The following is a 16,342-nucleotide window of genomic DNA, read 5'->3' as shown; positions in this document are numbered from 1 at the left end:
AGAAGGGAGAAGGGAGAAGGGAGAAGGGAGAAGGGAAAAAGTGCAATTTTACTCAGACAACCAGAACCCGGAACCTGAAACCTGAAACTTGAAACTTGAAACTGAATAAATGAAACTTGAAACGGTAAACTGGGGAATCATTGGTTGCGGGAATGTGACCGAAGTAAAAAACGGCCCTCCCTTATATCAGACGCCGCATTCAAACCTGGTGGCTGTCATGCGGCGTAATGGCGACTTGGCCGCCGACTATGCCAAACGGCACGGCGTTCCGAATTGGTACGACCATGCAACTGACCTGATCAACGACCCAAAGGTAAATGCCGTTTATATCGCCACCCCCCCGAATACCCACGCGGCGTATGCGATTCAAGCCCTGCGGGCAGGTAAGCCGGTTTATGTAGAAAAACCCATGTCGCGAACCTACCTAGAATGTCTGGAGATGATCCGGGTTTCCGAAGAAACCGGCGTTCCCTTGTTTGTCGCCTATTACCGGCGGGCCATGCCGTTGTTTCTGAAAGTGAAAGAGCTCGTGGAGCAAAAAATCATCGGCACTCCCTTAACCGTCAGTATCCGGCTTTACAAAGAAGCTACAGAAATGGGGTTGAGCCCGGAACAACTGCCTTGGCGCGTTGATCCTGAGATTGCTGGCGCCGGACATTTTTATGACCTGGCCTCCCATCAGTTGGATGTACTTGATTTCATCTTCGGTCAAATCAACGAAGTGGCCGGGATTGCCCAAAACCGGTGCGGCCTCTACCCCGCCGAGGATACCGTCAATGCAGTCTTTGGCTTCGAAAACGGCGTAACAGGGACCGGAAGTTGGTGCTTCGTCACCGATAAGCCTTCTGAAAAAGACATCATCGAAATTTTCGGAACCGAAGGAAGCCTCCGTTTTGCCTGCTTTTCGCCCTTTAAACTGATCCTGAAACGAAAAGACGGAACCATTGAGTTTGATTTTCCGAAACCGGAACATGTCGGTAGCGGGCTTATCCAACTGGTTGTGGATGAACTTCGCGGTGAAGGCCGTTCGCCAAGCACAGCGCTAACCGGGGCCAGGACCAGCCGGGTGATGGAAGAAATTGTGAGCGGATATTATGCCGGGAAAGACATTGAACATTAGTAATTAGTAATTAGACATTGGATAATTGGATAATTTGGATATTAGACAATAAACGAAAAGATATGAGAACTGACACGTATGGCGTGATGTCTAAAAACCGAACACCTAATTTACTGTATTTATGAAGTTTGTTATCGACGATAAAATACCTTACATCCAGGGAGCGCTCGAACCATTTGGCGAAGTCGTTTATTTGCCGGGAGCAAAGACAACGGCCGTAGTTGTAAAAGATGCCGATGCGATTGTTACCCGCACCCGCACCATGTGTAACGAAACATTGCTGAAGGGTTCATCTGTCAGATTCATTGCGACGGCCACCATCGGGTTCGATCACATCGACACCAACTACTGTGAGCAAGCCGGCATTGCATGGACCAACGCGCCGGGTTGCAACAGCAAATCGGTAGAACAGTACATCGCCTCTGCCCTCTTTGTGCTGGCTGAAAAGAAAAATTTTCAACTGAAAGGAAAAACGATCGGCATTGTGGGGGTCGGGCAGGTTGGCTCAAAAGTGGCAAAAATAGCCGAACTGTTCGGGATGAACGTTTTGCTGAACGACCCGCCCCGCGCCCGGGCCGAAGGACCTGCTCAATTTGTCAGCCTGGACGACATCAAACAAAAAGCCGACATCATCACGCTGCATGTGCCGTTGAACATGAATGGCGATGACGCTACCTGGCATTTGGCTGATGCTGCCTTTTTCGACGATTTGGCCAGGCAGCCGGTCTTAATTAATTCCTGCCGCGGCGAAGTTGTTGCTTCCGGAGCCGCGAAATCAGCTCTGGCCAAAGGGCAAATCTCCGGCCTGTTGCTCGACTGTTGGGAAAATGAACCCGACATCGACCTGGAACTGCTGGCTGCCTGCGACCTGGCCACACCGCATATTGCAGGCTATTCGAAAGACGGCAAGGCCAACGGAACCAGCATGAGTATCCAGGCCATCAGCCGCTATTTCAACCTGGGAATCGATGACTGGCAGGCTAAAAATGTAGAACTACCCGTCCAAACAATTATTCCCCTGGATGGTTTCAACTTGCCGGAAGAAGAGGTTGTGGCAAAAGCGGTCCTGGCAACCTATGATATCCGGGACGATGACCGCGCCCTGAGAACGGATCCTTCCCTATTTGAAAAATTACGGGGTGATTACCCGGTGCGGCGCGAGTTTCCGGTATTCACCCTTGCGTATAATCATATCGAAGAAGAAACCATTGAAAAACTTAAAGCATTGGGATTCAAAACAAAAAAATCCGGAATTTGAAACGAATAATTAATTAAAATCCAAAAATAAATACAAAAGCTATGGCAAAATTAGCAGACATCGGCCTGATCGGTTTGGCCGTCATGGGTGAAAACCTGGTGTTAAATATGGAAAGTAAGGGCTATACCGTGGCCGTATACAACCGTACAGTTGACAAAGTAGATAAATTTATCAGCGGGCGCGGCGCCGGTAAAAATTTCATCGGGGCACATTCCATCGAAGAATTGGTGGCTTCCCTCGAAAAACCGCGTAAAGTGATGATGCTCGTGAAGGCCGGGAAACCGGTGGATGATTTTATTGAGCTGATCATTCCGCACCTCGAAGAAGGCGATATCATTATCGATGGCGGAAACTCCCATTTCCCTGATACCATCCGCCGGGCAAAATACGTGGAAAGCAAAGGCCTGCTTTACATCGGCACCGGTGTTTCGGGAGGAGAAGAAGGCGCCTTATTGGGCCCGTCGATGATGCCCGGCGGTTCGCCGGCTGCCTGGCCTGCCGTAAAAGAAATTTTCCAGGCTGTAGCCGCAAAGGTCGAAGACGGCTCGCCCTGCTGCGACTGGGTTGGCGAAGGCGGCGCCGGCCACTTCGTGAAAATGGTGCACAACGGGATTGAATATGGTGATATGCAGATTATCTGCGAAGCTTATCAACTAATGAAAGAAATGTTGGGGATGAGCGCCGATGAGATGCACGAAGTGTTCAAAAAATGGAACACCGAAGAACTCGATTCATACCTGATTGAAATTACCCGCGACATTTTGGGTTTCAAAGATGAAGACGCAGAACCGCTGGTTGAAAAAATCCTCGACACGGCCGGACAAAAAGGTACCGGAAAATGGACCGGTGTTTCAGCGCTCGACCTCGGTATTCCGCTGACCTTGATCGGCGAATCGGTATTTGCCCGTTGCCTGTCGGCTCAAAAAGATTTACGTGTTGAAGCCTCTAAAGTCATCAGCGGACCGGCTGTCGATAAAACCATCAACAAAGCTCAGATGATCTCCGACCTGAAAGACGCCTTGTTTGGAGCCAAAATTATTTCGTACGCACAAGGCTACAACCTGATGATGGAAGCAGCCAAAGAATACGGCTGGAACCTGAACTACGGCGGCATTGCCCTGATGTGGCGAGGCGGCTGTATCATTCGTTCCGTATTTTTGGGCGATATCAAAAAGGCATTCGACAAAAACCCGACCTTGCAAAACCTGCTGCTCGACCCTTATTTCAAAGAAATAGTTGAAAAAGCCCAGGCCGGATGGCGCCGTGTTTGCGCTACCGCCTTGTCAAACGGCATTCCGGTCCCGGCGCTCACATCGGCGCTTTGCTATTTCGACGGATTCCGCAGCGAACGCCTGCCGGCCAACCTGCTTCAGGCCCAACGCGACTACTTTGGCGCACACACTTACGAACGGATCGACAAGCCACGCGGCCAGTTCTTCCATACCAACTGGACCGGACGCGGCGGCGATACCGCTTCAAGCACCTACGTGGTATAAAACTTCAGCTGATCACTGATATCAACGGAGAGGGTTTTTACGGAAGTGAAACCCTCTCTGTCATTACACCAACAGCCGTTCAACCGCCAAATAAAGCATCGCAGTTCGAAAACTGCGATTGCCCGAACTCCTTTCCAAAACCAAGAGGCTTCCGGTTTGTTATTGAGGCAAACAAAATGACACATGGAAGAGAAAAAAGAACAGGTTTCAGCCTGGATAAAAAACCGTCGGTCGACCTTTGTAAACGGTTTAAAAGAAGGAAGCAAAATTGATGACCGGGTCATTGAACAAGTACTTGAAAATGCCGTTTGGGCGCCATCACACGGTCTGGTACAAGCCTGGCAGTTTAAGGTATTTGCCGGAAAGGCGGTGAAACGGTTTTTCGCGGTACAAAAAGAGATTTACCAACAAATTACGCCCCCTGAACAGTTTTACGATTTCAAGTACGAGGCGTACGATGATAAATGGAAACGCGTTTCGCATGTGATCGCGGTGATTGCCCGGCGCGACCCGCACAAACGTTTTCCCAAACAGGAAGACCTTGTATCGGTAGCCTGCGCAGTCCAAAATATCTATCTCAGCCTCGGGGCCTTTGGCATAGGCGGTTACCTGAGCACCGGAGATATTTGCTACTCGCCGCCCATGCGCGATTTTCTGGGCTTACATGAAGATGATGAGCCCCTTGGTTTTTTTATTTTGGGCGAAGTAGATGAAACCTTCAGGCGTCCGCAGCAAAGCCGGGTTCCTGCCGCTGATAAAACCGAGTGGATCAGGCATTAATCCGGCCGATCTAAAAAATCTTGTGCAGCCTGTTTCGCCCGTTCGTACACCAACCGGTCGGCCTGCTCAATGGCCGTTAACTGGTCGACCCGGTCGTTAACCAGCGAATACGAAAAATCAAATAAAGATGCGCCTTCGGGGGTAATTTCGCCGCCAATGGCAAGGATTGGAACATGTCGTTGCCTGGCGCGTTTCGCAACAGCGAAGGGCGCTTTATTCCCGGCTGTCTGGCTGTCGATCCGCCCTTCGCCGGTAACGACCAGCCGGGAATTTTTCAGCGCCTCGTCAAAATCAAGCGCATCCAACACAAAGTCGGCGCCCGAAAGCAGCCGGGCATTCAGAAAGACGCACAAGGCCAGGTTGACGCCCCCTGCGGCACCCATTCCGGGGATATTGTCCAGTTCAAAACCATAGCGTTCCCGGATTAGGCCGGCAAAATACATCAGGTTCTTTTCCAACACCGGCATCATTTCAGGCGTTGCTCCTTTTTGAGCACCAAATATGGCTACAGCTCCGCGATGTCCGAGCAAGGGATTGTTGACATCGCACATCACTTTCAGATCAACATTTCGGAAAGCCTGAAGCGCCTCGTCGTTCCACGAATCGATTAACCCGAGGTTGGCCCCGGATGCCCGGAGTTTTTGTCCGTTCTTATCTGTAAAACTAAGGCCAAGGCCTTCGAGTAACCCCATACCGCCGTCAATAGTTGCACTTCCGCCCACGCCCATTAAGATGTGTTTTGCTCCGCGTTTAAGCGCGTCGAGCAACAGTTCTCCCGTCCCGCGGCTCGATGTTTCAAGCGGATTCAGCTCGTTCCGGCTCAGCAGTTTTAACCCGCTCGCACCGGCCATTTCAATCAGGGCCGTTTTATTCGCGTAGCCATATTTAGCCTGAATGATCCGGCCCAACGGATCGTGAACCGGGACACTGATTTCTTTCAGCTGAAGCGTTTGCATCAACACCCCGGCCGTGTCGTCTCCCCCATCGGCAACCGGTATTTTAATCACCTCAAACCGGTCGGATACCGCATGAAAGGCCTGCCCGATCAGATCGGCAAAGCGGATGGCGCTGAGGCTCCCTTTCATGCTGTTCGGGGCCACGATGACCCGGATCTTACTGGTCGGCCCGGGATACATGCAAGACGCCTTTTATGTGTTGAAGTTTGCGCATCAGAAAGTCGAGGTGTTCCAGGTTATTCACGTAAACACGCAAGGTTCCTTCAAACTCGCCGTTTACCGAATCGATATTGATGGAGCGCATCTGAACGCCGATATCCTTTGATATTACATGAGATATTTGGCCCACAATGCCTACTTCATCGGTCCCCGATAGTTTAATGGTGGCCTGGAAAGAAGTGCGTTTGTTCGATTCGCGCCATTTTGCAGGAATTACACGGTACGGATAACGCTCGAACAATTGTTTGGCATTCGGACAATTGCGCCGGTGGATCTTAATCCCATCCTGAATGGTGACAAAGCCAAAAATTTCGTCGCCAAAAATCGGGTTGCAGCAGGGAGCCAGCTTGTGGTTCACATTTTTGATGTTGTTATCAATGATCAGGTAATCATCGCCGCCGGTAAAGTCCATTTCCCGCAACTGGTCGGGCGAGATCACCTCTTCGAGCCGCTGCCGGGCAGTTTGTTCCGCTTCTTTTCCAAGCAACACCTCTTTGATGTCGAGCGTATCAATTTTTTCTGTCGAAATATGATAATACAGATCCTGGGCCAGCTTCATCTGGTAATGCTTCAGCAGGGTACGGATCACTTCATCGTTGTAATCAATTTTCCAGTTCTTTAATTTACGGAGCAGAATTTCCTTCCCGTTTTCGGCTTCTCTTTTTCGTTCTTCGTTCAAACTGGCTTTAATCCGGTTTTTTGCCTTGCTGGTCACCACAAAATCCAGCCAGTCGAGCTTGGGTTTTTGGTTATTCGAGGTATCGATCGAAATCTGTTGCCCGTTTCGTAGTCTGTAACGCAGCGTGACCTTTTTGCCGTCAACCATGCCACCGACACAGTGGTCGCCCACTACCGAGTGAATTTCGTAAGCAAAATCGAGCAGGGTAGCCCCTGCGGATAAGCGTTTCAAATCGCCTTTAGGTGTAAAAACAAAGATCTCGTCCTTATAAACATTGGTACTAAACTCGTCAATAAAATCAACGACATTCAGTTCCTGATTTTCCAGAATTTCACGGATGTTGGCCAGCCACTGTTCCATTTCCGATGATGCTGCTCCGCCTTTGTATTTCCAGTGGGCAGCCAAGCCTTTTTCAGCCACTTCGTCCATCCGTTTGGTACGGATCTGTACTTCAATCCATTTTTTATTTGGTCCCAATACGGTGGCGTGCAAGCTTTCGTAACCATTTGATTTTGGCACGGTAATCCAATCGCGCATCCGTTCCGGGTTGGCCTGGTATTCGTCGGTAACAATAGAATAAACCTGCCAGCAGTCCGATTTTTCCATATCGGGTTTCGAATCGAGGATCACGCGGATGGCAAAGAGGTCGTACACTTCATCAAAGCTGACATCCTGCTTTTTCATTTTGTTCCAAATAGAATTGATGGATTTGGTACGCGCTTTCATGTCGAACTTAAACCCGCGCGAATGCAGCTTTTCTTCGATGGGTTTTACAAATTCGGCCACAAAGCTTTTCCGTTCCGGTTCAGACTCTTTCAGCCGGTCGCTTACATGCTGATAAGCATCCGGGGTGAGGTATTTCAAACACAGGTCGAGCAACTCGGAGTTGATATTGTACAGTCCTAACCGATGCGCCAATGGGGCATACAAGTGAGAGGTTTCGACCGATATTTTCCTTTGAATTTCCGGTTTTTGTTTGTCCAAATGACGCATGACCTGCAGCCGGTCGGCAATTTTAACCAGGATAACACGCACGTCGCCGGCAAGGGCCAGCATCAGTTTACGGTAGTTTTCCGAATGAAGGTCAACGGTATCGGTTCCCAAGGCATTGATTTTGGCCATTCCTTCGAGGATCCCGGCTACGGTGGGCCCAAATTGCTTGCCGATTTCTTTGAAGTCGGGACGATGCGGAACACCTTCGTATGCAACGTTATGAAGCAGGCCCGAAATAACCGAATCGGTTCCCAGGCCAACCTCCCGGCAAACAATCCGGGCCACTTCAACGGCATGAGCCAAAATGATTTCGCCCGTCGGCCAGGTTGTTTCACCCAATACATCGAAGGCATAATCAAATGCCCGGCTAATCTCCTGAAGATCGTGCTCGCTCATGTTTGTGCGACAGGCCTCCTGCAATGACACCCATGCTTCTTCAATTCTTTTATTCATAGTTATTCGCTTACTACCGTGTACGATAAAAATAAAAAAAGGCCACCATTCAGGCAGCCTTTATGAAATTATTCTGTTTTTTTATTCTGCCTGAGTTGTGTCTACAAAGGAACGCGATGCTAATTCGCGATTCATCATAAACAGTCCGTTTCCCTGACCGTTAATTAAACGCAGGTCGTCGAGAATTCCATTTACATTCTTTTCTTCTTCCACCTGTTCATCAACAAACCATTGCAGGAAACTTTGTGTGGCATGATCGTTGGCAGCTGCGGCAACATCGACCAAATTATCAATCAGTGCAGTTACCTTTTGCTCATGCTCCAGTGTTTTTTCAAACACCTCAATGATACTTTCAAACTCGGTGGGTACACCGGCAATCGGCTCCAGGATCACACGTCCGTTGCGCTCGTGGATATAGTCGAAAAACTTCATGGCGTGCGTCAACTCTTCCTGGTATTGCACTTTCATCCAGTTGGCAAAACCGGCCAGACCTTTGTCTTCGAACCAGGCCGACATGGACAGATATAAATAAGCAGAATGTATTTCTGCATTAATTTGGGCATTTAAGGCTTTTAATACGGTATCTTTTAGCATAACTGTAAATTTTTTAGTTTTAATCAAAAATAGTCAAAAACGCACACACCAGAAGCATGAATGGTCACCAATCTCCAAATTATTTAAGAATGTTTTAATTAATGTTCGCCGAAATCGAGGTTGAATGTTTGTTTCAGCAGGCTGACATTCGGGTTCTTTTTAATCATCTCTGCCAATTTTTCGGTCTCTGAATAAGGTTTTATTTCGCTTTCCTGTAAAACAATCTCAGTCATCAGCTCAATATGGGTATTCCGCAACTCTTTTCGCAGCCACGAAACCAAATCGGGCTTAATCTTGCTGATCTCACTGTCCTGAACTGAATTTTCAATTTTCAACAGCAGTTTACTCTTTTCAAAGATCTCGGGGATGCGCGAAAGCGTGGCTTTTAAGTTGGGGCGCTCATCCAAACGGGTCAGGTATTCGGCCCATTTCTGTTCAAACTGTTCCCGGGTGAATGGTTCGTTTAGCTGCTCGCCGGTGTAGTATTTGATTTTCTCCTTGGCATCTCCGGCATCAGGTTCCTCGACCAACTTGCCTGAAATGGCATCTTTGATCGAAGGCGTATAACCGCTGCCATTTCGTTTAATGGTGCGTTTTACCGGAACCCGGTCTGTTTTCGGTTCTGAGCCTACCGGCTGAATTGCAACCGATTGATCCGGCGCAGGCGAACTTGAAACCTTGTTTGGTTGATTGCTGAAAATGGGCTCCAGTTCATCCGAAACCGGATCGTCAGCTATTTTTTTTTTACGCCAAGCTGAACCATGCGGATAAGAGCGAGTTCGACCAGCAAGCGTTTATTCTGGCTCGCTTTGTACTGAAGGTCGCACTCATTGCTGATTTTCAACGCTTCCAGCAGAAAACCGGCGTCGCAGGCCGCAGCCTGCACTTTGTATTTTTCTTTGATTTCGCCGCCTACCTCCAGCAATTGCACGGTAATCGCGTCTTTGCACACAAGCAAATCGCGCATGTGACTGCTCAGGCCGGTGATAAAATGATGTCCGTCGAAACCATGATTCAACACATCGTTAAACAGCATCAGCGCACCCGGCACATCAGTTTTCAAAAACAAATCGATCAGGCTGAAATAATAATCGTAATCGAGCACATTCAGGTTCGAAATCACATCTTTATACGTGATATTACGGCCTGAAAAACTTACAATCTGGTCGAAAATTGACAAGGCGTCGCGCATAGCTCCATCGGCTTTTTGGGCAATGACATTCAGCGCTTCCGACTCGATGTCCACGAGTTCCTGTTGAGCTACATAGCCCAAATGACCGGCAATGTCGGAGATTTTGATCCGGTTAAAGTCAAAAATTTGGCAGCGCGACAAGATCGTCGGAATAATTTTATGTTTCTCGGTTGTTGCTAAAATAAAAATGGCATGTTTGGGCGGTTCTTCCAGGGTTTTCAAAAAGGCATTGAAAGCCGCCTGCGACAGCATGTGCACCTCGTCAATGATGTAGATGCTGTAATGCCCGATCTGTGGCGGAATACGAACCTGGTCGGTCAGGTTCCGGATATCATCCACCGAGTTGTTTGATGCGGCATCCAACTCATGAATGTTATATGAACGACTACTGTTAAATGCCTGGCAGGATTCGCACTGGTTACATGGCTCCGTTTCTGCCGTCAGGTTCTGACAATTGATGGTTTTTGCAAAAATACGGGCACAGGTTGTTTTGCCAACACCACGCGGACCACAAAACAGGTAGGCATGGGCCAATTGTTTATTTTTAATGGCATTTTTCAGTGTCGCCGTGATCGAGGCTTGCCCCACGACAGATTGAAAAGTGTCTGGTCGGTATTTTCGTGCAGAAACAATAAAATTCTCCATAATTCCGGTAAATGAAAACCAAAGATAATCATTTTGACCTATTCTTCGGGATGATTTTATTAACAGGACGGGAGGCATTCATGTAAGTCTTTCAGCCTAAACTTTTTCGAAAAAAATCTGTTTTATAAACCAAAATAATATCGACATTATTGAGTTTAATCTGATACGGACTTGTGAACCGAAGAGAAAAACATACTCCGGCACAAGGTATCAACTAAAAAATCAGCATATGAAAAAAATCAGCTTAATTTTTGCGGTTATCCTGGCCTCAATCTTTAGTTTTGGACAAAAATCTTTTCACGACTTCACCGTCAAGGATATTGAAGGCAACGATTTTAACATGGCCAGCTTGAAAGGGAAAAAGGTGCTGGTTGTCAACACGGCATCGAAATGTGGCCTAACACCGCAATATGAAGCGCTGCAAGCGGTATATCAGCAATACGGCGGCGACAAATTTGTCATCATTGGTTTTCCGGCCAATAATTTCCTCGAACAGGAACCGGGCTCCAATTCTGAAATCATGGAATTCTGCCAGAAAAATTACGGTGTTTCATTTCCGATGATGTCAAAAATTTCGGTAAAAGGCGATGATATGTCTCCGGTGTACCAATGGTTGACACAAAAAGCAAAAAATGGCGTCATGGATTCAGAGGTGGGCTGGAATTTCCAGAAATATCTAATCGATGAAAACGGGAAACTGGTTGATTTTGCGAGTCCTAAAACAAAACCGGACGATCCGAAAATTGTTGAATGGATTAAGGCTGATTTATAGTTTTGTCAGCTGAAAGATCAGGCACTTCTCATGAAACTCCCAAACGGGATTAGCAGGGTTTATTCTGATGGAACGAAAGATATTTCAATATGCCGAAGAAAAACTTCGCCCGGTATTTGGTTCCGGTTTCCGGCTTGAACGGACGGAGCCAATTGGCGGAGGATGTATCAGTCATACCCTGAAAATAAAAACGACGCATGGTCACTTCTTTCTAAAATGGAACCCTTCGTGTGCCGGCGATTTATTCGTCCGCGAAGGGGAATGCCTGGCAGAACTGAAGAAACATGGCGGAAACGACCTGCTGATCCCCGAAGTGATTTTATCCAATGAAGCAGACGAACTGCCTGGTTTTATTTTAATGGAATACCTGGAACCTGGCCATACGCTGAAACAGGACGAAAAACTGGGACGAGGCCTGGCTCTCCTGCATCAATCGGTTGGCGAACAGTTTGGTTTTCATCATCATAATTACTGCGGCTCTACCCCGCAACTAAACAGCGAATGCAGCAGTTGGCTTGATTTTTTCAGGGAGAACCGGCTGAAGTATATTTTGCAGTTAATAAAGCGCCAACGGCCATTGCCTGCTGACGAACAAACCGTTTACGACAAACTGATTGAAAGTCTGCCCGAATTCCTTCCCGAGACATCTGCTCCGGCGCTGATTCACGGCGATTTATGGTCGGGAAATTACCTGTACACCACCTCGGGACCGGCGCTGATTGACCCGGCCTCGTATTATGCCGACCGGGAAATGGAACTATCCATCATGACCCTGTTCGGAGGTTTTTCGCAAACAACCTGGGACGCCTACCAGGAAACTTTTCCGCTTGAAAAAGGTTGGCAGGAACGGGTACAATTGTATCAGCTGTACCATATCCTCAACCACTATTACCTGTTTGGAGGTTCGTACGGCCGGCAGGCTTTAACGGTCGCCCGAAAGTTTATATAAAGAAAAATCAAGGATTAAACATATCAGGCGTGTAATAGCCCAGAATATCGTTGACCATATCAATTTGAGCCTGCGCAGAGGGATATTCCGGGTCGATGGCCAGCGTACGGTTAAAATGATTGACCGCCATTCCCCACTCCTGTTTTCTGCAGGCAATTTTCCCCAGCAAAAACTGACAATCTGCCGCGTCTTCCTGAAGTTCCGGCAAACCGGCGATCAGTTGTTTTGCCTCATCCAGCCGGTTAGCGTCAATTAAACGGGCCGCTTCTTCCAACGATTTGTTCATCTTTCGCATGGGCTCAATTAACGAATCCGGTCGATGGAACGAATCAGCGCGTCATCTTTTCCAATGTTCCGGATAGCCAGGTAATCAAGAATAATAGCCACTAACGGAAAAACAACCGGAAGTTTAAAACTGAAGCTTGCGTCGTCGAAGGTATAGTAAGTGAAAAAGTAAAACATACCAAACAGGCCAATCATCAGCAAAATAGAGAAAACAAGCAGGCGGACCTGGAGGACACGCTTTCTGTAGTTAAAAACAGCGACCACATGCAAAATCAGGATGATACTGATAAATGCGGCTAATGCCATCCCGTTTTCAACCAGGGTATTATTCTGCACAATTCCCCTGATATCAAAAAGAAAAAGCTGATTGTTGTGAACAATTTCGGCAAAAGGAAAGGTAAACAACATGCCCAACAGAATGGCTGAAATCAGCATGTAAACGGTTTGTATTCGTTGTAACATTTTCGTTCAATTTTTGACAAAATTACATTTTTGAAGAAAACAGGCAAGTTATTTCTGAAAGTTCAACCCGCCAAGTGCAGCAGCAATTAAAAACCCACCTCTACCCGTTTGTTTGTGCGGGTGTACCAAAGATACCCTTTCACGTTGGGATAACCGCATGATTTAAGTACATTCATATAATTACGAACCTGGTATTCGTATTTTTCCAGCTCTTTTTCGCCCGATTTATAATCCACCACAATCAGCTGATCATCAGCCAGCATCATCCGGTCCGGGCGTTTCAGCCCGTTTTTGCCGGTCAGGATATTTCGTTCATTCAATACCCGAAACGAACCGTCGAACCAGTTTTTCACCTCCGGATCAGCCAGCATTTCATTGATCTGCCTCTTAATTGTTCCGGCTGATCCTTCATCCAGTTTCCCCTGAAATACCAGGCTGGCAATCGCGCGGTCCAATTCATCGGCTGTGTGAATTTGCGCCAGGATCTCGTGGATGATACGTCCTGCATTGATCTTTCTTTTTACTCCGTTGCCGGTTTCGAAAAAATGCTCATGGTTTTTGCGTAATTTCAGGTAATTGCTGAAATCGGCAAATTGAAATTCACCTAACCGGATGGTTCCCCGATCATCCTTCTCTGCCTGTTTTACGGGCGTAAGCCGACCTATTTCAAGCTTTGCCGTATGCTCCTCCTGCCAGTAATTATTTGACAGGCTCAGCATCAGCCCGTCCTGTCCTTCGCCCGAATAATGGTCATCCGTGTCAACCAAAAGTTTCAGCAAATCGCCAATTGTACCCAGCTTATCGTCTTTATAAAACGACCAGGTAAATAAGGCATGCCGGGCACGGGTAAACGCTACGTATAAAAGATTCAGGTTATCAATGTAATGGCTCATGATCTCATGGAAATATTCACGGTAAAAAAGGGAATCTCCCATGTCTTTACCGAATTTCACCGGAACAAGCTCAAGCCGGTCGAAGGGAGCAGAGTCAGGCCGGCACCACAAAATCGGCGCATGTATGGCCTGTATCCCTAAATTCCAATCGCAAAACGGAATAAATACATAATTGTATTCCAAGCCTTTGGCCTTATGAATTGTTTGGATCCGAACAGCATCCAACTGTTCCGACACCGAAATGGTTTTGTCCTGTCCCTGTTGTTCCCACCAATTTAGAAATGCCGAAATATCGGCCGGCCGGTTTTTCACAAATGCACCCACCTGATCGATAAAAGCCTGGATGTAAGACAATTCATCCTTCAATCCAAACAAGAAGAACAGATCGCAAAGTTTGAAGATGATCTCCTGCAAACTGCGTGTAGCCAGCATATCGTTAAAAAAATCACTTTTAAGAAATTTGCAGAGGTCATTCTCTTCATCTTCAATACCTTCAAACTTTCGCGAAACATCAGGATTGTAAGGGTGCCTGAATTCCATTTGCAACTGAGCCTGCCCTTCCTGCGGTTTCAGAACGGGCAGTTTGCCAATCGCTTTCAGCCGCGGTTCAATTTCCTGGTAATACTGATAATTGGCAAATGCAAGCGATAGTTTATCGTCCGGATCGGCCAGCAGTTTTAGCAAAGCCAGGATAAAGGCGACCGAAGCTGAATTTTTGACATACAACGACTCACCTGACAGCACATTGAAGTTGTAGGCCGGATCACCTTTCGCCTTTTCACGAAGCAAATAATCGGCTACCTGTCTGGCCTCTCTTTTTTCACGAACCAATACCGCGATTTCGCCTGCCGCAACACCCAGATCCTGCACCCGTTTTATTTGTTTCACCAAATCATCAAGTACAGCTTGTCCGTCGTCCTCATTGTCGTCATCCTTTTTCGGTTTCTCAAGAAATTTCATCCGGATATACCCTTGCTCTGCACCGGTTTTTTGCCCGATTTCCTGGATGCTCTCCCTGTAAAGATCTTTAATCTGATCGCGGAAAGGCAAATCCGGGTGACCAGTTTCCTCCAGTTCAGCATTTAAATGTTGCTGCAAAATAGCTGGCGCCACCTGAAAAATGCGGTTATTAAACCGGATGATCTGTCCCGCGCTGCGCCAGTTGTTCTGCAAAGTTTCCTGGTGTACCCCATTTGCCGGGAAAGCGTTTAACACCTCCGAGGCCAGCAGGTTCCAGTCGCCGTTGCGCCAACGGTAAATCGCCTGCTTAACATCTCCGACAAGCATACCCAGGTTATCTTCGGCCAGCGAATTCCCGATCAACGGTTTAAAATTGCTCCATTGCAGGCCCGAAGTATCCTGAAATTCATCAATCATAAAATGCTGATAAAAAACGCCCGTTTTTTCATAAACAAACGGCGTTTCCGAATCAGCGATAATCTGTTTCAGCAGGTTACCGGATTCGGAGATCAACACCACGCCTTTCTCCCTTGTTACTTTCCTGACCATCGCCTGCAAATCGACCAGGATCCCCAGGGTGTATAATTGTCTGACAATTAGTTTCGCCGTATTATACCGATGGTTTTCATTCCGGTAAAGATTAACCGCCTCAACCAGCAGCGGATGAATTTGTTGAGCCACGGGGCCAAGCCCGTTTTTATCCGGCAGTTTGTAAAGGGTTGAGACATCGGCTACGGCATCCAGTAAGCGGACGCCGGGCGTCAAATCAGCATTCAGCATTTTGGAAAAGCTATTGGCTGCGCCATTTTTCCCGTACTTAAAATCAGCGACCGTCAGCCCGGCCGTTTCCATCAACCGGAGCCCCTCGCGGCCAAGTTGTTTCAGTTTATTTTCGTACAAAACGATAATCTGCTGCAAATCGCGGCGATAATCGCGAATAAATGTTTTATCAACCAGTTTTTCGTGCAAAGCCTGACTCAGGTCCTTAAACGTCTCATTATAAATTTGTTTACCCAGGTTCAGGATATCATTCTTCAGGTTCCAGCCGCCGCCTTCCATAATTTTATCACGGGCGAACTGTTTCAGCCATTCCAGCAAATCCGGGTCATCATCAATCGACACCAGTAATTCATCCACTGCTTCTGCCAGAATCTGGTCGGCGTCCAGGTCAACCTGATAGGATGTATTGAGGCCAAGTTCGCGGTTAAACGCTTTGATTATCCGTTGAAAGAAGCTGTCGATTGTGCTGATCGAAAAACGCGAATAATCATGCAAAATATGTTTCAGGCATTTTTGAGCCCGTTCGGCCAGCTCCGCCTCGTGCAGCCCCGTTTCCTTTTTTAACACTTCCAGGTAAGCAGTTTGTTTTCCCTGCGCCAGTTGATACAATTCGTGCACTACGCGGTATTTCATTTCGGTGGTTGCCTTGTTGGTGAACGTAACCGCCAGTATATGTTTGTAATTCCAGTCGGATGACAAGGCTATTTTCAGGTATTCAACCGCCAAGCGAAAAGTTTTTCCCGAACCTGCCGAAGCTTTATAAACATGAAGTTGTGACATCTATATCAATTTTCCTGATCAATGAATTTTAATAGCTGCTTAATTTTATCGAAATTCGCCGGTAAAGATATCCATG

Annotated in this window: 14 protein-coding genes; 6 read left to right on the top strand and 8 right to left on the bottom strand. The window is 47.4% G+C overall.

Annotated elements, in window-relative coordinates; all coding sequences use genetic code 11:
* The first annotated feature begins 109 nt into the window (after positions 1-109).
* From ACOIT5_RS17600 to ACOIT5_RS17585, 4 genes are all read left to right on the top strand, one after another.
* Entirely contained in the window at positions 110-1,120 is a 1,011-nt protein-coding gene (locus ACOIT5_RS17600) for a Gfo/Idh/MocA family protein (protein WP_423127475.1), read from the top strand.
* Between the two features lie 121 nt (positions 1,121-1,241).
* Positions 1,242-2,378: a 4-phosphoerythronate dehydrogenase PdxB gene (pdxB, locus tag ACOIT5_RS17595; RefSeq protein WP_423127474.1), complete on the top strand. Its 1,137-nt coding sequence runs from the start codon at positions 1,242-1,244 to the stop codon at positions 2,376-2,378.
* 41 nt (positions 2,379-2,419) lie between these two features.
* Positions 2,420-3,874: a decarboxylating NADP(+)-dependent phosphogluconate dehydrogenase gene (gene gnd / locus ACOIT5_RS17590; RefSeq protein WP_423127473.1), complete on the top strand. Its 1,455-nt coding sequence runs from the start codon at positions 2,420-2,422 to the stop codon at positions 3,872-3,874.
* A 183-nt stretch (positions 3,875-4,057) separates the two neighbouring features.
* Positions 4,058-4,654 (top strand): nitroreductase family protein, encoded by a 597-nt coding sequence (locus ACOIT5_RS17585; protein ID WP_423127472.1) that lies wholly within the window; start codon positions 4,058-4,060, stop codon positions 4,652-4,654.
* Here the strand turns inward: ACOIT5_RS17585 and ACOIT5_RS17580 are convergent.
* The 5 genes from ACOIT5_RS17580 to ACOIT5_RS17560 form a co-directional block, all read right to left on the bottom strand.
* A complete protein-coding gene (locus ACOIT5_RS17580) occupies positions 4,651-5,790 on the bottom strand; it encodes a glycerate kinase (protein ID WP_423127471.1) in 1,140 nt (379 codons plus the stop codon). The genes ACOIT5_RS17585 and ACOIT5_RS17580 overlap by 4 nt on opposite strands.
* Positions 5,768-7,954: a RelA/SpoT family protein gene (locus ACOIT5_RS17575; RefSeq protein ID WP_423127470.1), complete on the bottom strand. Its 2,187-nt coding sequence runs from the start codon at positions 7,952-7,954 to the stop codon at positions 5,768-5,770. Before ACOIT5_RS17575 ends, ACOIT5_RS17580 begins: the two co-directional genes overlap by 23 nt.
* Positions 7,955-8,035: 81 nt before the next feature.
* Positions 8,036-8,548: a ferritin gene (locus tag ACOIT5_RS17570; RefSeq protein WP_423127469.1), complete on the bottom strand. Its 513-nt coding sequence runs from the start codon at positions 8,546-8,548 to the stop codon at positions 8,036-8,038.
* Between the two features lie 98 nt (positions 8,549-8,646).
* Positions 8,647-9,078: a hypothetical protein gene (locus tag ACOIT5_RS17565; protein WP_423127468.1), complete on the bottom strand. Its 432-nt coding sequence runs from the start codon at positions 9,076-9,078 to the stop codon at positions 8,647-8,649.
* A gap of 203 nt (positions 9,079-9,281) precedes the next feature.
* Positions 9,282-10,385 (bottom strand): DNA polymerase III subunit gamma/tau, encoded by a 1,104-nt coding sequence (locus ACOIT5_RS17560; protein ID WP_423127467.1) that lies wholly within the window; start codon positions 10,383-10,385, stop codon positions 9,282-9,284.
* Between the two features lie 229 nt (positions 10,386-10,614).
* Here ACOIT5_RS17560 and ACOIT5_RS17555 point away from each other — a divergent pair, with 229 nt between their 5' ends.
* Positions 10,615-11,157: a glutathione peroxidase gene (locus ACOIT5_RS17555; RefSeq protein ID WP_423127466.1), complete on the top strand. Its 543-nt coding sequence runs from the start codon at positions 10,615-10,617 to the stop codon at positions 11,155-11,157.
* A gap of 67 nt (positions 11,158-11,224) precedes the next feature.
* Positions 11,225-12,106, top strand: a complete 882-nt coding sequence (locus ACOIT5_RS17550; RefSeq protein WP_423127465.1) for a fructosamine kinase family protein — start codon at positions 11,225-11,227, stop codon at positions 12,104-12,106.
* Positions 12,107-12,113: 7 nt separating this feature from the next.
* Here ACOIT5_RS17550 and ACOIT5_RS17545 read toward each other — a convergent pair whose 3' ends face one another.
* The 3 genes from ACOIT5_RS17545 to ACOIT5_RS17535 all read right to left on the bottom strand — a co-directional run bounded on the left by ACOIT5_RS17545 (position 12,114) and on the right by ACOIT5_RS17535 (position 16,266).
* The gene (locus tag ACOIT5_RS17545) at positions 12,114-12,401 is read right to left on the bottom strand and encodes a hypothetical protein (RefSeq protein WP_423127464.1); all 288 of its coding nucleotides are present in this window, start codon (positions 12,399-12,401) and stop codon (positions 12,114-12,116) included.
* A gap of 8 nt (positions 12,402-12,409) precedes the next feature.
* The gene (locus ACOIT5_RS17540) at positions 12,410-12,853 is read right to left on the bottom strand and encodes a DUF4293 domain-containing protein (RefSeq protein ID WP_423127463.1); all 444 of its coding nucleotides are present in this window, start codon (positions 12,851-12,853) and stop codon (positions 12,410-12,412) included.
* An 86-nt stretch (positions 12,854-12,939) separates the two neighbouring features.
* Entirely contained in the window at positions 12,940-16,266 is a 3,327-nt protein-coding gene (locus tag ACOIT5_RS17535) for a UvrD-helicase domain-containing protein (RefSeq protein ID WP_423127462.1), read from the bottom strand.
* Positions 16,267-16,342: the final 76 nt, after the last annotated feature.

It is taken from the genome of Gaoshiqia hydrogeniformans (genome assembly GCF_049347105.1).
GTDB classification, from domain to species: Bacteria; Bacteroidota; Bacteroidia; order Bacteroidales; family Prolixibacteraceae; genus Gaoshiqia; species Gaoshiqia hydrogeniformans.
Note: the sequence above shows the minus strand (reverse complement) of the source record. Positions and strands in the feature narration are given on the sequence as shown.